General features: G+C 71.0%; 13 protein-coding genes and 1 pseudogene. 7 read left to right on the top strand and 7 right to left on the bottom strand.

The genetic code is table 11. The features are described 5' to 3' along the window. Positions 1-429: 429 nt before the first annotated feature. Positions 430-1,044 (bottom strand): hypothetical protein, encoded by a 615-nt coding sequence (locus ACFV04_RS22400; RefSeq protein ID WP_380531501.1) that lies wholly within the window; start codon positions 1,042-1,044, stop codon positions 430-432. Between the two features lie 120 nt (positions 1,045-1,164). Beyond that, complete coding sequence (locus ACFV04_RS22395) at positions 1,165-1,290, bottom strand: hypothetical protein (RefSeq protein ID WP_380531498.1); 126 nt, start codon at positions 1,288-1,290, stop codon at positions 1,165-1,167. 426 nt (positions 1,291-1,716) lie between these two features. Between ACFV04_RS22395 and ACFV04_RS22390 the strand changes: the two genes are divergently transcribed. From ACFV04_RS22390 to ACFV04_RS22380, 3 genes are all read left to right on the top strand, one after another. Then, entirely contained in the window at positions 1,717-2,070 is a 354-nt protein-coding gene (locus ACFV04_RS22390; protein WP_380531495.1) for a beta/gamma crystallin domain-containing protein, read from the top strand. A 429-nt stretch (positions 2,071-2,499) separates the two neighbouring features. Next, the gene (locus ACFV04_RS22385; protein ID WP_380531492.1) at positions 2,500-2,706 is read left to right on the top strand and encodes a hypothetical protein; all 207 of its coding nucleotides are present in this window, start codon (positions 2,500-2,502) and stop codon (positions 2,704-2,706) included. Positions 2,707-3,170: 464 nt separating this feature from the next. Next, positions 3,171-3,989 carry a hypothetical protein gene (locus ACFV04_RS22380; protein WP_380531489.1) on the top strand — a complete coding sequence of 273 codons (819 nt, stop codon included), beginning with the start codon at positions 3,171-3,173 and terminating at the stop codon, positions 3,987-3,989. 436 nt (positions 3,990-4,425) lie between these two features. Here ACFV04_RS22380 and ACFV04_RS22375 read toward each other — a convergent pair whose 3' ends face one another. After that, positions 4,426-5,100 (bottom strand): DciA family protein, encoded by a 675-nt coding sequence (locus tag ACFV04_RS22375; RefSeq protein ID WP_380531486.1) that lies wholly within the window; start codon positions 5,098-5,100, stop codon positions 4,426-4,428. Positions 5,101-5,319: 219 nt separating this feature from the next. On the opposite strand from ACFV04_RS22375, the gene ACFV04_RS22370 reads away from it, so the two are divergent. Next, positions 5,320-6,621, top strand: coding sequence for a hypothetical protein (locus tag ACFV04_RS22370; protein ID WP_380531483.1), 1,302 nt, complete (start codon positions 5,320-5,322; stop codon positions 6,619-6,621). A 535-nt stretch (positions 6,622-7,156) separates the two neighbouring features. Here the strand turns inward: ACFV04_RS22370 and ACFV04_RS22365 are convergent. Beyond that, positions 7,157-8,149 (bottom strand): hypothetical protein, encoded by a 993-nt coding sequence (locus ACFV04_RS22365; RefSeq protein WP_380346094.1) that lies wholly within the window; start codon positions 8,147-8,149, stop codon positions 7,157-7,159. A gap of 61 nt (positions 8,150-8,210) precedes the next feature. Next, a pseudogene (locus ACFV04_RS22360) lies at positions 8,211-9,146 on the bottom strand (IS256 family transposase); the annotation flags it as partial. Positions 9,147-9,343: 197 nt separating this feature from the next. On the opposite strand from ACFV04_RS22360, the gene ACFV04_RS22355 reads away from it, so the two are divergent. Beyond that, entirely contained in the window at positions 9,344-9,928 is a 585-nt protein-coding gene (locus ACFV04_RS22355; protein ID WP_380531480.1) for a hypothetical protein, read from the top strand. 278 nt (positions 9,929-10,206) lie between these two features. Here the strand turns inward: ACFV04_RS22355 and ACFV04_RS22350 are convergent, their stop codons facing one another. Then, complete coding sequence (locus tag ACFV04_RS22350; protein ID WP_380531477.1) at positions 10,207-10,761, bottom strand: RICIN domain-containing protein; 555 nt, start codon at positions 10,759-10,761, stop codon at positions 10,207-10,209. Positions 10,762-10,784: 23 nt separating this feature from the next. Further along, on the bottom strand, positions 10,785-11,333 hold the full coding sequence (locus tag ACFV04_RS22345; RefSeq protein ID WP_380531474.1) for an RICIN domain-containing protein: 549 nt from the start codon (positions 11,331-11,333) through the stop codon (positions 10,785-10,787). Positions 11,334-12,015: 682 nt separating this feature from the next. Between ACFV04_RS22345 and ACFV04_RS22340 the strand changes: the two genes are divergently transcribed. Together ACFV04_RS22340 and ACFV04_RS22335 are read left to right on the top strand one after the other, a co-directional pair. Next, the gene (locus tag ACFV04_RS22340) at positions 12,016-12,858 is read left to right on the top strand and encodes a PH domain-containing protein (protein ID WP_380346086.1); all 843 of its coding nucleotides are present in this window, start codon (positions 12,016-12,018) and stop codon (positions 12,856-12,858) included. 944 nt (positions 12,859-13,802) lie between these two features. Continuing rightward, a complete protein-coding gene (locus ACFV04_RS22335) occupies positions 13,803-15,668 on the top strand; it encodes a serine/threonine-protein kinase (RefSeq protein WP_380531471.1) in 1,866 nt (621 codons plus the stop codon). Positions 15,669-15,696: the final 28 nt, after the last annotated feature.

Genomic DNA, 15,696 nt, shown 5'->3' with positions numbered 1-15,696 from the left:
GTCTTGACGGATCGTGGCGAGCGAGACCGCGCCCATCACGGCGAAGGTCCAGCGCAGGCTCGTGGCCATCCCGGGACTGTCCGCCACGAACGGGAGCATCGGCGACCGCGGCTGCGGCAAACACCGCCGCCGGTGGGGTCAGGGGGGTTCTGCACGACGGTGTCGCCGCTGCTGCACCAGGATGTCGTCGCACTGCAGCAGGGTGACGCGCTGTGCTGCACCAGGATGTCGCCGCCGTGCTGCACGACGGTGTCACTGGCACGCCGCCGCCCAACGCCATCTCTTCAACCGCCTGCCCGGACAGCTCCGCAACTGCCTCCAGCACCATGAACGGTTCGACGAGAACACCGCCATTCCCGCAGCCGCCCCACTGACAGAGGCAGCTACCGCATGACCCGAAGGCGTCCTGGCGAACCTGGCCCGGGCCGCTCAGTCCCGCACCGAGAGCGGACCACGCAGCTCGACGCGCAGGCGGATCGAGACGTCGATCGGAAGCCCCAGCCGGGAGTATCGAAGGTCCTCGGCCCGGCCCGCGATCAGGTCGAGATCGCGAAGCTGGCGGCGGAGTTCCACGAGCAGATCCGGGACCAGCGCCTTCTCCGGGTCCGGAAGGTCCGCCCCGTCGTGGAGGTGTGCGAGGAGCTGCTCGGGCGAATGCGACTCGGCACCCCGATGAACGATCTCCACCGCGCGACGGCTGGCCCAGACGGCGAACTCCGCGACTCCGTGCAGGTAGGTGTCCGCTGCGAGCAGCACCGTCGCGGCGGCGTCCTCGACGGCGTCGTCGGGGCCGTCCTGGCCGTCGTTGTGACAGTACTCGCTGAGCATGTAGTCGGCCATCGCCCGGTTGACGGCCTTGAAGGCCGTCGTGTGGCCCAACGCGCCCTCCCAGACGGAGTTCAGCAGCGGACGCAGGCTCAGGGTGAAGGGCGCCTGCTCGTTCTCGGGCAGCGCCTCGTGCGCACCCAGCAGCCGCTCAGCAACGCCGGCCGCGAACACTGTGCGCTCGCTGGAAGATGCGGCCGCCAGTCGCCGGGCCACCATACCGAATGGGACTCGCTGCCCTCCGAGGAGTACCACGTCAACGGCCAGTCCACGGCCTGACGGGGTGCGACTCGGCTCCGTTCACGCAGGCACGGTCGGAGCCAGTTTCGGAGAGCGCCATCATCGCCAACGCTCAGCGGAGTACCGGCTCCAGGTGGCCCCGATGTCGGTCGCGGCCTGCTCGGCGGTGAAGTCGGTCGCGAAGTCGTCCAGGATGAGGACATCGGGTCGGATCAGCTCGCGCATCCGCTTGTCCCAGGTGCGGTCCGCGTGGCCGCCGGCAAGCTACCTGCTGAAGGCGGAGGGCTTCGGTCTGCCAGTGCGCACGGGCCTCGCCCGCGGCGGCAACCGGTGCTGCAGGAGCTCACCAACATTCCCCACGCGCACGGACGACCAGCACTCTCCAGACCAGCCGACAAGTGGTCTCGGTACCCACCTATGCAGCCACCTCGGTCTCCAGACTGCGAGGCAGTGCTCGGCGCGCCCGTTGCCGGTGTTGCAGAAATTGAGACAGCGTCAGTTCCTCTGGACCGACCTCGGGCAAATCACGGGACCGAGCGGGCAACCCTGCTGCGCTGCCACCGCGTGAAACCAGCAGATCTACGTCACTCCCAAACCCAACCAGAGGACCTTGTGATGAAACGTCAGATAAGTCGCGGCCTTGTACGCGGGGTGGATGGAGCAGCCCTGGCGCTGCTGACCACCGTCGCGACCGCCATTCCCGCACACGCCCTCACCCGGACGGGCTGCGGGGCGAGGACCGACCTCTTCAAGGTGTTCAGCATCCAGGCTCCGGGCGGATCCATCTGCTTCGCGAACGCCGGTGAACAGAATGTCGCCATCTACGGAGTCTCCTACGTCGCTTCCGGCAACAACGTCGTGAGGGTCCGGTACAAGCCCGGAATCAACGACCCGGCGATCGAGTTCGGCATCGGCAAGTGGAGTACCTACCCCCTGCGCTCCGGAAGTGACACGTGGAAGGAGCCCTTCGTGGCGTACAAGATCGAGTGGATCAAGATCGAGTAACTGATCGTTTCAGAATGAGTTGAGCCGCAAGCCTTGCGTTCGGTTTGGCCGGCCGGGTCGGCGGGGTGTGTGCGGGGCGGTTCAGCCGGCGACAGACCGGCGCCGCAGCGGGCCACCGAACGCGGCGGGGCGGCGGCCAGGCTGGCGCCGCCCCAGAAATGCCACCGGAAACACCAGGGCCTCCTTGGAGCGGGCCGAGGAAACGGGCCAGGCCTGGGCTTCGAGCAGGCCATGGCGAGCGGCTCGGCGTCCTGCGTGCCCAGGCGGCCCGTCCAGCGCCGCGGCCTGGCAGCCGACGGCCCCAGCGGTGGGGTGGCGTCGCCGAAGCAGGCAGCCGGAGCAGCCGACGGCTGATCCAGCGGCTGACCCGGACCTCCGAGAGCGATAATCCCCCGTACCAAACGACCTGCGCGCGTTACTCTGCCGCTCGTGCCCAACGTCGCAAGCCCCGCGAACACCATGGTCGAGCGTCTCTTGTGCTGTATCTGTGGCCAGAGCGCCGCCAACTCCGACGACTATGTACTCCTTGGAATCAGCGCCCCGGGCGTCCCTACCGAGCAGTGGCTTGGCGCCCACGCGGAACACCTCAACGGCGTCCTCGCCCGTGGCTTCTCGGTCGAGGTGCACAAGATGTGACCCGGGCGCGTGACAGCTCCGGACTGCTCACGCGAGGCCGATGCGCGCCGAACCGACGCGGCGACCGCTACCGGCGCAGCTCCGACCGGACGCCGCTGTGGGAGAAGTACCGGGGCCCGGATCCTCATCGCAACTGAATTCCGTCCTACCTCGCCACACCCAGCCCCGTTCCCCTCCTGAAACCCGGGCCCTGGATGCCGGTCGTCTCGATGGCCCTGGTGACGCCTACGGCGGTGCGGGCACGCCATGCGCCGGCTCGGCGTCCCCGGCCCCGGTGCTGTGACTGGGCGCTTTAGTTGGCCAGTGAGCGGTGGGGGTTGGCCAGTTGAGCGACGACTGGCCAGGCCGATAGATGAGCCGTGACACGTCAGTCGGAACTCGGTCACGATTGTTGGAACCGGAGCGCCGGTCGGATGCCGATGGGGCGGGGCCGGCGGTGGCCGTCCGGGCACTACGCTGCACGCGTGATCGAGCATTCGAACGTAAGTCTCGCCGACCTTCTCGACCGTCGTGCGGACGGGCACGAGCCCGCGCCGGAGGCGGTGCTCACCGCGCTGTTCGAAGGCGGGGCGTTCGTTCCCGTCACCGACACCGGATCGGTGATGTTCCTCCCCGACGACAAGCAGCCGCCCACGCTGCTCGGGTTCACCGACGCGGCGCTCGGCACGCAACTGCTGCCGGCGGCCGCCGGGATGGTGCACTGCGACGCGGCGCGACTGAGGGACATCCTGGAGAAGACCGGCGTCGCCGTGCTCGGGGTCCGCTCCGGAAACGGACAGGCGATCTTTCCCGAGCAGGTGCTGCGGGACTGGGCGACCTACGGGTCCGGGGCGGAGATGAAGCTCGACTGGTCCACCGACCCGGTGGCGGTCGCCCTGCGAGACGCACTGGCTCGACGGGTCCGCGAGTTCCCCGCCGTCCGCTCGGCGTGGGTGGCGCACGTCCGGTGGCCGACCAGCGGCGAGGAACAACTGATGCTGCACGTGGCCGTGGACGAGGACCTGCCATCGGCCTCCGCCAACCGCCTGATGCAGATCCTGCTCCGCGAGGAGGTGGAGCTCGGCCCGAAGCACTCGAAGGTCGGGATGCTCGCCCTGAACACCACCACCCACGCCGAAACCATCGCCGAGCTCGACCACCAGGGCCTGGACACCGTGCGCCACGACCCCGAGTCGGGCCAGGTCCAGGTGATCTCCCGCGAGTACGACGACCCGTCTACGGCCCCGGCGAAGGACGCCGCTCCCCAGCCCCGGCCAAAGCGCCGCTGGTTCGGCCGCTCCTGACAGGGCGCCGCCAGACGCTCCGCTGCGGATCTCGCCGGTTCCAACGTGAATGGCAGGCCACCACGGGTTGCAAGAAGCATGACCAGGTGGTTCCAGCAAGCGTGTCCCGCAAGCTCAGACTCGCCAGGTCAGCGCACGGCCCTGGTTCCAATTCTCGTGTCCCGGCTCAATAGAGACGGGGGGTGGGGACGCGGATACCAATCCAGTCCCGAGCTGGATGCCGGGGACCTTCCCACCCACCCCTCATGGCCGCGAGTCCCTCACGATCTCCGTCCGGCCCAACGAGCCGCACCGTATCCGGTATCACTGACAACGGCGCGCTGGTGGTCCACGACCACGGGACCACCAGCCACTCAGGTGGCCGACTCAACGGCTCACTGGCTAGCTGAAGCGCTCAGTCACAGGTGCCTGTGACGACCCGTGGCCGGCCCTGGGACTACAGCTCGACGTCCATCCAGGCGATGTCGTTGAGTTCGACGTCGAGGCCGGTGGCGCGGCGGCCGCCGTCCTTGAAGTAGTGCTCGCCGAGGGCCTGGGCGAGGATCGCCTCCTGCTGGGCCCGGGGGGCGCCGGCGTCGCGGGCCGCGTAGAGGCGCTGGGCGACCGTGCCGGGCATCTTCTGGGTGATCATGCGTTCGCGCGGGTCGTCGGCGAGCGGGAGCCGGGCCGGCTGCGCGGCGGGCCGCTCGTCACGGCGGGTGGGCCGGTCGTCGGGGTCCTGGTCGTGTTGCACCACGGGAGCGGGGCCGACACGGACGTCGATGGCCGTCACGGTGCCGGGCCGCAGCCGGTCGAGTGCGGTGACGATGCGGCGCACGTTGGGGCGCAGCTGGGCGGCCCAGGGCGGGGAGTCGGCGGCGACGCGTAGGCGGCGGGTGGTGGGGTCGTAGCCGGCGAGGTGCCAGTGGGCGGCGGCGGGGCCGACGATGGTGGGCCAGTGGTCGCGCAGGCCTCCGCCGGCGGTGCCGAGGGTCCAGCCGTGGGCGGCCACCAGGGCGAGGAACACGTCGGCGATCGGTTCGGGTTCGCGCGGGCCGCGCCGCTGCGCGACCGTGGTCTGCCGGGCAGTGCGGTGGACGGGGCATTGCCGCTGGTGCGCGCCGCCCGCCACCCGCAACCAGCGTGGCCGAGGCCCCGTCCGCTGGCGTGCCCGAGAGGTGAGGCGCCATCGGTTCGAGGGGCTACTCGGGTGTCTGCGCCGGTTGTGCACGCCAATCGAGTGCGTGGAGTGGTTATGCAGATACATTCGGTCACAAGTGGATCGTCCAGACCGCTCGATGCCGTCCTGGTGTCGGGGCGGGTCCCGTGGTCGAAGAGGATGTGTGCCCCCATGCCATTCGTTTCCAGCCGATCTCGCCTGCGCCGGGCCGTTACGGCGATCTGCGGGACCTCGGCGCTGCTGGCCCCGGCCGCCCTGGCCGGCACCGGTGCGGCTGCCGCCGGGGAGCCTTTGCCCGGGAGCGCCGTGGGCGCGGGCGCGGTGGTCACGATGACCACCGCGGTGGTCGGCTCGCCCGGCAATCCCGCGGTTGGTGTCGTGCCGTTCACGGACGCCATCTACCAGTCGTGTGCCGACGCCCCCGCCACCTTGGGTGACTGCCTGATGGTCGGCGGCGTCGGCTACCCCTACCAGATCGGGCAGTTCGAGGTCACGGTTGAACAGTGGGTGGCGTTCCTGAACACGGCCGATCCGAACGGACGCGACCCCCACGGCCTCTACGACGAGACCGAGAGCTCGACGCTGTGGCCGAAGTACGGGCAGATCAACTTCTCCTCCGGTGCCGGCGCCGGCCGGCACTACTCGGTGGCCTACCCGCAGTGGGCTGACAAGCCCTACGGATTCGCGGACTTCCTGAGAGCCGCGCGCTTCGTCAACTCGCTCTTCAACGGTCGGCTGCTCTCGACAACCACCAGCACCAGCGGAGACTTCCACTACGTCAGTTACCGGGTCGAACTGTCGCCGCGGACCGAGGACGGCATGTACGACCTCGCTCGCCCGGACGCAGCCAGAACCCGCGACTCCGGTTTCGTGCTGCCGAGCCAGGACGAGTGGATCAAGGCTGCCTACTACGACCCGCGTGGTGGTGGCACCTACTCGTACTGGAAGTACCCGACCAACCCGGGAGTGTTCGGCGACGGCGAAGCGACTGCTCCGCACCCCACGGTCCTCGATCCCGCCACCGGCGACGTCACCAACGCCGCGACCCAGCCACTGGCCTCCTACCACGCCACCGGCATGCCCGCACCGAGCTGGTGCCCGGCGCAGGTCCGGCCGCAGGATTGCTCCACCGTCAACCCGATCGGGCTCGACCCCCGCGCCTACGCCGAGGTCTACCAGGGCAGCCTCAGTACGGTCGGCCAGGCCAGGACGACGTCACCGTGGGGCACCCTGGACCAGGGCGGCAACGCGGTCGAATGGACCGACACGATCACGGCGCCCCCGTCCGGACAGAACTCCAAGCGCGTCTGGCGGCGGCTGCATGGCGGAATCTCCAACGCTTCGGCGTACCAGATGTGGCCGTCGGCAGTCGGACTGCAGCCCCAGGACAACGTGTTCTTCAACCACACCTACCCATGGCTGGGCATCCGGATCGGAGTCATCGGCGACCTGACGCCCTGCCCGCCTCGGTGAAGGCCATCGGCGCGCCCGGGGCGCTGTGCGACGTCCGCGCTGTCAGCGCCCCCGGCACCGCGCGGTCGCGCGGCGAAGTCACGGCCAGCGGAGTCGAGCTGATCAGGGGTCGATGGCGGCGAGGGACCCCGCGAGTGGGTTGTCCCGGCACTGGTCGGCGCCACCGGCCGGCAGCCGGGCGGCGATCGGCCCCGCGCGGCCCGTTCACCTGGCTGGCGGCGGTGTACGGGCCGCGGCAGGCGGGGAGGAGGACACCTGGCTCGAAGTCGTGCTCCGCGGCCAGACGCTCCATGATCCGCACGATCCTGTGCTTCTGTGTTTCGGCGGCCCGTCCAGGTCCTCGCGCAGCATCGCGTCGATGAAGCCCTTCACCGGCTCCAGCACACTCCTCCCCGCACCCGCGGGGGTCAACCGGCCAAGGTCGGCGCCTCCGAGCTGACCGACGTTGTCACTGACCCGCGGCAACCGCAACGACGTCACCCAACTCCTGCCCCTGCTGGCCATGGTCGAGCAATTGTCAATACCTGTGGATCTGCTAGCTGGTCTGGCGCGGAGGTGACGGGTCGGTGTCGGTGGGTGGCGTCAGCGTTGTGGCGAGTCGGTCGACGCCGAATCCGCTGATCAGGAGGCGTTCTTTCTGGTTTCCGGTGAGGCACTGGGTCCAGTCGACAAACCCCCCGTCCGCGATCTCCAGTTGCCGGCCGTGGATGGTGGCGTAGATCTTGAAGCACAGGTCGGTGTAGTAGCCGCGTCCGGTCACCCGGTTGGGATCGTCGATGATGTCAACGCCCGGTGTTCCGGCCAGCTCTGTGCGCGTGCGCGCCAGGATCGGAGCGGCGGCCTCGTCGAGGCAGGTGATGTGGATCTCGGTCTGACTTACTCCGGCACGTGCCATCGCCCGGACGGCGAAATGTAGGTGCTCGACCAGGTGCTGTTGCTCGAAGGTCCGGCTGCCGGTGTCCCGGCCGGCAGTCACCAGGGCGAATAGTTGGAAGTGGGCGAGCATACCGGGCGCGCCGAAGTGCTGGGCGCGCACGATTCGTTGGCTGGCGGCTAGCCGGACTGGCACGGCCGAGCGGGGATCGGCGGCCAGGGCCTGGGATCTCCGCTGGGCTGCCTCCAGGGCCAGTGCGTTGGTCGGGTCGGCTGCGACCTCGCTGCCACGGATGGTGGCGACGACCTTGCGCGGGTCGACGGTTGCGACAGCTGTATGCGCCGCCAGGGGTACGAGCGGGGCCAAGGTGAGCATCTGGAAGTCATCGGGCAGCGCCGAGAGCAGGGAGTCTTCGGCTCGTCGCAATTGCGCGAACTCTGTCGGGGCTGGGATCACGAACCGGTCGGTGCGATAGCGCCGCATCACTTCGGCCGGGGTGAGCCGATCGGCGCGGCGCCGGAAGACTTCCAGCAGCAGCGTGGTCAGATCCGTCCCGGTCAACCCCTTGGCCAGCAGATCCAACAGTTCCGGTCCGCCTGCCTTAGCCAGAATCCGGCGCAGCGCCGGACTGGCTGAGTACTCATCGCTCGTCATGGCGGACCATTATCGCCCGGCTGACATCGGAGAGACCGTTGACTTCCGCGCATCGTGGCAATCATGCCGCCGCCCGGTCACGCTCGATCAGGGCTCCGCGTTCGAAGCGGGCTCCAGCGCGGACAAGTGGCACGAGGTGGGCGCCATTGACGGCCCGCCAGCGGGCCTGGGCCGACTCGACGAGCTTGAACACCATCGCGAGCCCGGCGGCGCGAGAGCCGGCGCCCTTGGTGACCTTGGTGCGGAGCCGGACGGTGGCAGAGGTCGACTCGATCGGGTCGGTGGTCCGCAGATGGATCCAGTGCTCCGCCGGGTAGTCGTAGAACTCCAGCAGCACGTCCTGGTCGTCGGTGATCTTCTTGACGGCCTTGGGGAACTTCGCTCCGTAGAGCTTGGCGAAGGCCTTGATGGCCTGCTCGGTGTGTTCGCGGTCCTCGGCGTTGTAGAGGTCCCGCAGGGCCTTCTTCGCCGCCGGCCGGGCCGACTTCGGCAGGACGTCGAGGACGTTGGCGGTTTTGTGAACCCAGCACTTCTGCTCGCGGGTGCCGGCGAAGACCTCGCGCAGGGCCTTCCAAAACCCGAGTGCGCCGTCGCCGACCGCGAGCACGGGCGCGCGCATGCCCCGTCTCGCGCAGTCCCGCAACAGCGAGGCCCAGGACTCCGAGGACTCCCGGTAGCCGTCGACCATCGCGACCAGTTCCTTGGTGCCGTCCGCGCACACTCCGATGACCACCAGGATTGCGGCCTTGGCCTCGTCCGGACGTATGCGCAGGTGGATGCCATCGACCCGGACGTAGACGTAGTCGGTACCGGACAGGTCACGCTCCTGGAACGCCTGATGATCGGCCTGCCACTGGGTGGTCAGCCGGGTCACCGTCGCTGGGGACAGCCCGGCTGAGGAGCCGAGAAACCGTTCCATCGCCGGGACGAAGTCGCCCGAGGACAGGCCGTGCAGGTAGAGCAGGGGTAGCACCTCGGCGATCTCCGGGGACTTGCGGTTCAGGCCGAACTCCCGCTTCCGGTCCGGACCGCCGAGGTGATCAGCGCCCGGAGCCGTTCGAGCTCGTCCTCCCGTCCGCACCCGCCCGTCGACGTCGGGCTCCGTCCGCGCCGGGTGTCCGGGCGTGTAGCGCGCCGCTGCGCCCTGCCCGGTCACCTGTGACAAAGCGCCCGGGACGGGCAACAATCCAGCACATGGATGACGCCTTCACACTCCTTCGGCGAGCCACCGACCTCCTGCCCGAGGACGCCGTGGCGGACAACGGCCGGACAGCCGGAGACGTTCGCGGGGAGATCGAGCTCCAGGAATGGGAGATGGCGCTCGACATGCTCATCGAGATCGCGGATGTCCATCCGGTATCCATCACCTTCTGGGAGATGCTCTCCGAGGCCGCTCGGCAGATGATGCTCGACCGGAGCCGCCGTTGGTGCGAGTGGCGAGGCTGGGAAGTCCGGCACGGCACGATCCGTGCGACCCTGGCCCTGCTGGGCTCGGACGAGGGCGGACGCCGGAGCGCCTTCTCGGGAGACGGCCGGCTCAGGCCCATGTGGGACATCGGTCACCGCGACGCCGCCGGGCGGCAGGATCTGAACATCGCGCGGCTCTGGGTGGAGTTCGCACCGCAGCTCGGCCCGGGAGAGACCGCCGATGTCCGACTGGCTCCCCTGCGACCCGAGCAGTGGCAGCATCTGAAGCCCGGCGATGTGATCACCATGCACGAGGCCGGACCAGCCGCCGGCATTGCCGAAATCATCGAGGTCCTACCGCCACGCGTCTGAGGCCACCTCGGAGTCGGTGCCCGACCCCGACACATACGGCGTCGCGGCGTGCCGGGGCGGCGCGGTTCGCGGGGACCGGCTCGGGCCGGCAGAGTCGGACACCCGGGCGCATCGTGTCCGGCGGCCACTCCCGGCCGGTCCGAATCGACAGGACGCACCCGGCGGGGACGGGCCGGAGCGGGGACGGGCCGGAGCGGGAACGCCTCGATCCGGCAGGCGTGATCGACACGTGCGGGTGGGCCGCGCCCGGTGTGCGGGACGCGGCCCACCGCAGCGGGTCAGCTGTAGATGACGGCCCACTGCTGGCTGTGGTCTCCCGTGCGGCAGCCCTCGATCGTCACCTGGCTTCCGGCGTGGGCGGTCAGGCAGCCCTGGTCGCCGTCGGCGGAGTGGATGTACGCCCCGGCGTCGCCGGCCGCGTAGAACCAGCGCGACCTGGTCGCGGTGTTGTCGTACGGGTCGTACCAGGGGTTCTTCTCGGACAGCTCGCCGGTGTTGTTGAAGCTGCGGCGCAGGTTCTGGTAGGTCTTGGTGGTGCAGAAGAAGTCGGTGCACGTCTGCGTCTCGTAGGACGAGAAGACGACGGTGTTGGTGGAGGTCATGGTGACGTACCACCACTGGTTGCTCTGCCCGGTCTGCGCGTAGGTGTACACCGGGGCGCCCTGGTTGGTGTCGTGCGCGTAGTCGTCCAGGTACTGGCCGGTGCCCATGTTCAGGACGTGCACCCAGCCCCGGGGCACGGCGGCCTGTGCGGGGGCCTCCACGGCGAACACGCCGGCGAGGACGGACAAGGACAGCCCGGCAGCGGTGAGGATCCTTCTGATGTTCTTCACGACGGGATTTCCCTTCTGGTGTGTCAGCTGTAGCTGATGACCCACTGCTGGGTGTGGTCGCCGGTGCGGCAGCCCTCGACCGTCACCTGGTTTCCGGCGTGGGCGGTCAGGCAGTCGCCGTTCCAGGCGTTGGAGTGGATGTACGTCCCGGCGTCACCGTTCGCGTACCACCAGCGCTCCTCACCGGGCAGGGTGCCGAAGCCGATGCCTGCGCCCCAGCGCTGCTGGGGGCCGAGGACGCCGCCGTTGCCGCTGTCGCGGGTGAGGTTGCGGTACCACCAGGCGCCGAGGCCGCCGGACTGCTGGGTCTCGTAGGAGGAGAAGGTGACCGTGTTGCCGTCGTTGTTGGCCACCCACCACCACTGGTTGGACTGCCCGGTCTGCGCGTAGGTGTACACCGGGGCGCCCTGGTTGGTGTTGTGCGCGTAGTCGTCCAGGTACTGGCCGGTGCCCAGGTTCAGGACGTGCGCCCAGCCCTGCTGCACCACGGCGTCGGCGGGCGTGGCCATGGTGACGGTGGCGGCCAGTGCGGCGCCGGCCATCAAGGTGCCGGCGAGTTTCTTCTTCTTCACTGTCTTCCTCTCGTTCTCGTCCTGCGGGCGACGCCCTCGCGTCGCCGACCAGGTGAGGAAAAAGTACGAAGAACCGGTAGACAGATGATGGACGGCCGCGCGGGGTCGCCGTTACAGGTCCACCCACCCCGTGTGCCGCCCGGCCCGGCCAGTCGGTGAGGCCGAACAGGGTCGGGCGGCAGGCGACGGACCGCCTGAGCCCACATCCGAGTACCCGTGCTCAGGTCTGCGTCACCGCACGTCACTGGCGTCGTGATCAGGACCGCGGGGAGACCGGCCGGCACGGGGACGCCATAGATGCAGGCCGGTGACCGCGCCACGGCTCGCAGGTGGCCGGTCGTTCCCGGCACGGTGCTCCCCATCCTCGTGACCGGCACGGTCACGGTCGGGACACGGCTCTTCAACCACGGTCGCGTCCGCCGCCGGCGCGCGGTCGGCCGTCTCCATGGCCACACTCTCCCACCGGTCGATGAAGCGATCTCCCGTGACCGGGCAAACGTTGTCTGATGCGCTGCTGGGGCGCCGAGTTGGTCCTCGGTGTCCTTCTTCTCCAGCGGAGAGCGGATCCCCCGCGCACGGAGAAGGGGGCCGGCTCGGGCCGGGAACCGGGAGTGCGCGGGCGTCGTCCGATCTGGCGACGCGTCAGTGGTGGTGTGTCGTCGGAGGAGTTCACGGGGGTCCGATGGAGCCGGTCAAGAGTCTTGAGCCCGCGAGAGTGGTGCTCGTCGCCGCGGGTGCGCTGTACCTGGTGATCGCGCTCGCCGGGGTGTCCGCCGCGCCGCCCGGGGGGAAGGCGTTCTCCGCCGTGCTCCTGGTGATCAGTGCGGTGTGGTGCGTCCGGATGGCCCGGGCCGGGCTGGTCATCGACCGCAACGGCATCACCGCACGGTCGCTGGGGCGGGCTCGCCGCACCCCCTGGCAGGACGTCGAGGAGGTGGCGGTCCGCGAGGGGCGGGGGAGCGACGGGGTCGACTTCTGGTCGATCGTGCTGCGGCTGCGCGACGGTGAGGAGTTGCTGCTGCACTCGACGACCGGCCGGGACCGGAAGGCCGTTGAGGAGGTCGGGCACCGGCTCCTGGCACTGCGGGCCGACGGGCTCGGGGATGGGAACGCGAAGAGGAGCGAGAACGCGAACGGCGCCCGGCTGGGCGTCATCCCGGGGGATCCGGACCGCATGTCCGGTCAGCCGCTGCACGAGCCGGTCGTCGGGCCCGACGGCGTGCCGGTGGTGTTGCGGCTGCGGGGGCCCGACGGGGTGCGCCAGGACTGGACGGCCGGCGCCGTCCAGCCCGGCGGCCTCATCGTCGGCCTCGTGGCCGCCGTGCTGATCGGTGCGGGGCGGCTGGTGTCGGCCGTCGTGCGCCGGGTGCGGAGGAAGCCGGGCTACCGGCTGACCGTCGAGGTCGGCGGCCCGGAGCCGCGCACGCTCACCCTGCCGTTCGTCTCCCGCGAGCAGGCCGTGCGGCACGCCCGTGACCTGGAAGCCGCGATCGGCGAGCACGGAGCGGCGCCGCTGCTTCGCTGACCCCGTGGGCGTCGGCACGACGGCGGGGGCCTGGATCCGAGCGCGGGCGTGCGGGGCACGGGCGCGGCGGTAAGGGCGCGTGGTCTCCGGAGCAATGCCGCGGTGACGACGTCGCTGACCTCTCCGACCGCCGGCCGGGCTCCTCGTCGGTCGGCGACCAGCATGTGCGCAGGTCCGGTGACGGTCGCTCCGGATCGCCACCGGGAGAGCGGCGAGTCCCACTGAACCGCGTACAACTCCTGGGGATCGTCCGGTACTTGATTCTGTTGCCGCAGGTGGAGCGGTGAAGTGGTCGGCTGGTCGATCACTGGCGCGTTCCGTGACTCACTCGCTGACTTCACCACCGAGTCGCCGGGTGATGTCGCCCGCAGCCGGTCCGTGTCCGGTGTCTTCTCCGCTCCGCCCGACCCGGACGGGCTCGCGGACTTCCCGAGCAGCCTTGCCGCGCTCGCACGCCGTTCCGTCGCCCGTGGTCAGAGCCTGTACTGCCGGATCTGCCCGTCGTGCAGCAGCCCGCGGGTGCCGCCGGGTGGCACGGCGGGAAGGCCAGGGACGGCCGTCACCTCGCCCTCGGCCACGAGCGCCGGACCGACAGGTCAGAGGCGGGTGATCCGCCGGCTGATGCGCGCGGCACCCGGGAGCCCACTCCCCCGCCCCGGCGGCTGGCCCGCCTCCCGGCCGGCGACCGGCCCGGGGGTGCGGCGGCGCGCCCCCGGCGCGGGCCGCAGCGGCGCACAACTCCCTTGTGCGCCCGTGTGTTTCCGATCGCCGTCCGGCCGGACGGGCGGTCTGCCTGCGGGAACGTCCCCGCCGTCGCCGGCCCCGCCGCACCGGCGGTTCGGACGGCACCGCACGCGGGAACCCGGGCCTGCACGGCCGCGTCGATCGCAGCGGCCGCGATCCGGGCGACGGCCGCCGGACGGGACGAGGCGTGGGGGTTGGCGATGGACGACGAAGCGGTACGGGAAGCCGGCGACTGGCAGTTGCCGGACTACACCCACCTGCGGGAGCTCGGCGCGGGAGCCTACGGCCGCGTGGTGCTCGCCCTCCACGACCCCACCGGCACGCACGTCGCCATCAAGTACCTGATCGACACCGCCGCCGGCCCCGCCCTGCGCACCGAGGCGCAGACGCTGGCGCGGCTCGACTCCCCGTACGTCACCCGGCTCTACGAGTACGTCGAGGGCGGGCCGCACGCGGCCCTGGTGATGGAGCTGGTCGACGGCGTGTCACTGCGCACGCTTCTCAAGCAGGAGGCGGCGACCTCGCCCGAGGCGGCGCTGGTCGTCCTCAAGGGTTCCCTCCTGGGACTGGCCGCCGCCCACGCGGCCGGGCTGGTGCACCGGGACTACAAGCCCGCCAACGTCCTGGTCGCCACCGACGGCACCTCCAAGCTGGTCGACTTCGGCATCGCCGTCCCCCGCGGGTCCGGCCGCGACATCTCCGGCACCCCCGCCTACCTGGCGCCCGAGCAGTGGGACGGCGCCCCGGCCTCGCCCGCCGCCGACGTCTACGCGGCCACCGTCACGTTCTTCGAGTGCCTCACCGGCGAGCGACCCTTCACCGGGCGGACGATCGGCGCGCTCGCCGTGCAGCACCGGGAGTCCCGGATCCCCGACGAGCTGGTGCCCGGCCACGTCCGCCCGCTGGTCCTGGCCGGGCTCGCCAAACGGCCGCAGGACCGGCCGGCCGGCGCGGCCGAGTTCGTCCGGCTGCTCGACCGGGCCGCGACGGCCGGGTACGGCGAGCAGTGGGAGCAACGCGGCCACGAGGACCTCGCCGCCCTGGTCGCCCTGCTGGCCCTGCTCCTGCCGCGGGGCCCCGGCGGCCCCGCGCCGGCCGGGACGACGGCGCTGGCGCACACCCAGCTCGCCGGAGCCGTCGTCGCCCCCGCCGTCCCCGCGCCTCCCACCGCACCCGCCGCACCCGCGGATCCCGGCGTCCTCGGGACCGTACGGCGACCGCTCCCGCGAAGACGGGCCCGGCTGACGGCGGGCGTGGTGGCGGGCGGCCTGGCGCTGGCCGTGATCGGCGGGGTCGCGCTGGCCGGCGTCACCGACCGGGGCGAGCGGACGCTGACGGGCAGTCCGATGCCCCGGATCACCACCACCCTGGACCCGGCCCGGGCAACCGCCCCACCGCCGCCCGACCCGACGCCCTCCCCCACCGGGCGGCCCTCGCCGTCGCCCTCGCTCTCGCCGCCGATCTCTCCTACGTCCCCGCCCTCCGGCCCGCCCACCACCGACCCGGCGCCCGGCCCCACCCCCACGACGGACCCCGGCCCCGGCCCCGGCCCCGGCCCCGTCCCCAGCGGGCGGCCCGCCCCCACCCCGTCGCGTGCGCCCACCGATCGCGTGACCTCCGTGCCCCCACCGCCGCCGCCACCGCCCCACACCGCCCCGACCAGCCCTCCTGCGAGCCGCTCCACCCCGCCCACCACGCCCCCTACCAGCACACCGCCCACCACCCCGCCGCCGGTCCGGGTGGCGTCGGTGAACGTCGACTCGATCGCCTGCGACGGCGGCTACGGCATCCAGGCCACCGTCACCGTGGTCACCTCCGGCCCGCCCGGCGCCACGCTCGTCCTCAGCTGGATGCACAACTCGGCCCCCCAGTTCCCGAGCGAGACCGTCGCCACCGACACCGTGAAACTCGGCACCGGCCGCACCACCCTGACCGTCCACCACCAGTTCGGCACCGGTGACAGCCGCCTCCAGTGGGGCGTCCGGGTGTCCACCACACCCGCAGCCGGGAGCACCCCGACGGCCTACCGGGAGCTGTACTCCCCCTCCTGCCACGAGCCCGGCTGATCCGCACCCCACCGCCCCAGGAGGTCCA

Source organism: Kitasatospora sp. NPDC059599, assembly GCF_042735125.1.
Taxonomy (GTDB): Bacteria; Actinomycetota; Actinomycetes; order Streptomycetales; family Streptomycetaceae; genus Kitasatospora.
This window is presented reverse-complemented; position numbering and strand designations above follow the sequence as displayed.

Coding starts and splice junctions, on each gene's coding strand:
- ACFV04_RS22340 (WP_380346086.1), top strand. CDS start 12,016: ATGGAGCCGGTCAAGAGTCTTGAGCCCGCGAGAGTGGTGCTCGTCGCC.
- ACFV04_RS22365 (WP_380346094.1), bottom strand. CDS start 8,149: ATGACGAGCGATGAGTACTCAGCCAGTCCGGCGCTGCGCCGGATTCTG.
- ACFV04_RS22395 (WP_380531498.1), bottom strand. CDS start 1,290: ATGCGCGAGCTGATCCGACCCGATGTCCTCATCCTGGACGACTTCGCG.
- ACFV04_RS22335 (WP_380531471.1), top strand. CDS start 13,803: ATGGACGACGAAGCGGTACGGGAAGCCGGCGACTGGCAGTTGCCGGAC.
- ACFV04_RS22400 (WP_380531501.1), bottom strand. CDS start 1,044: ATGGTGGCCCGGCGACTGGCGGCCGCATCTTCCAGCGAGCGCACAGTG.
- ACFV04_RS22355 (WP_380531480.1), top strand. CDS start 9,344: ATGGATGACGCCTTCACACTCCTTCGGCGAGCCACCGACCTCCTGCCC.
- ACFV04_RS22370 (WP_380531483.1), top strand. CDS start 5,320: ATGCCATTCGTTTCCAGCCGATCTCGCCTGCGCCGGGCCGTTACGGCG.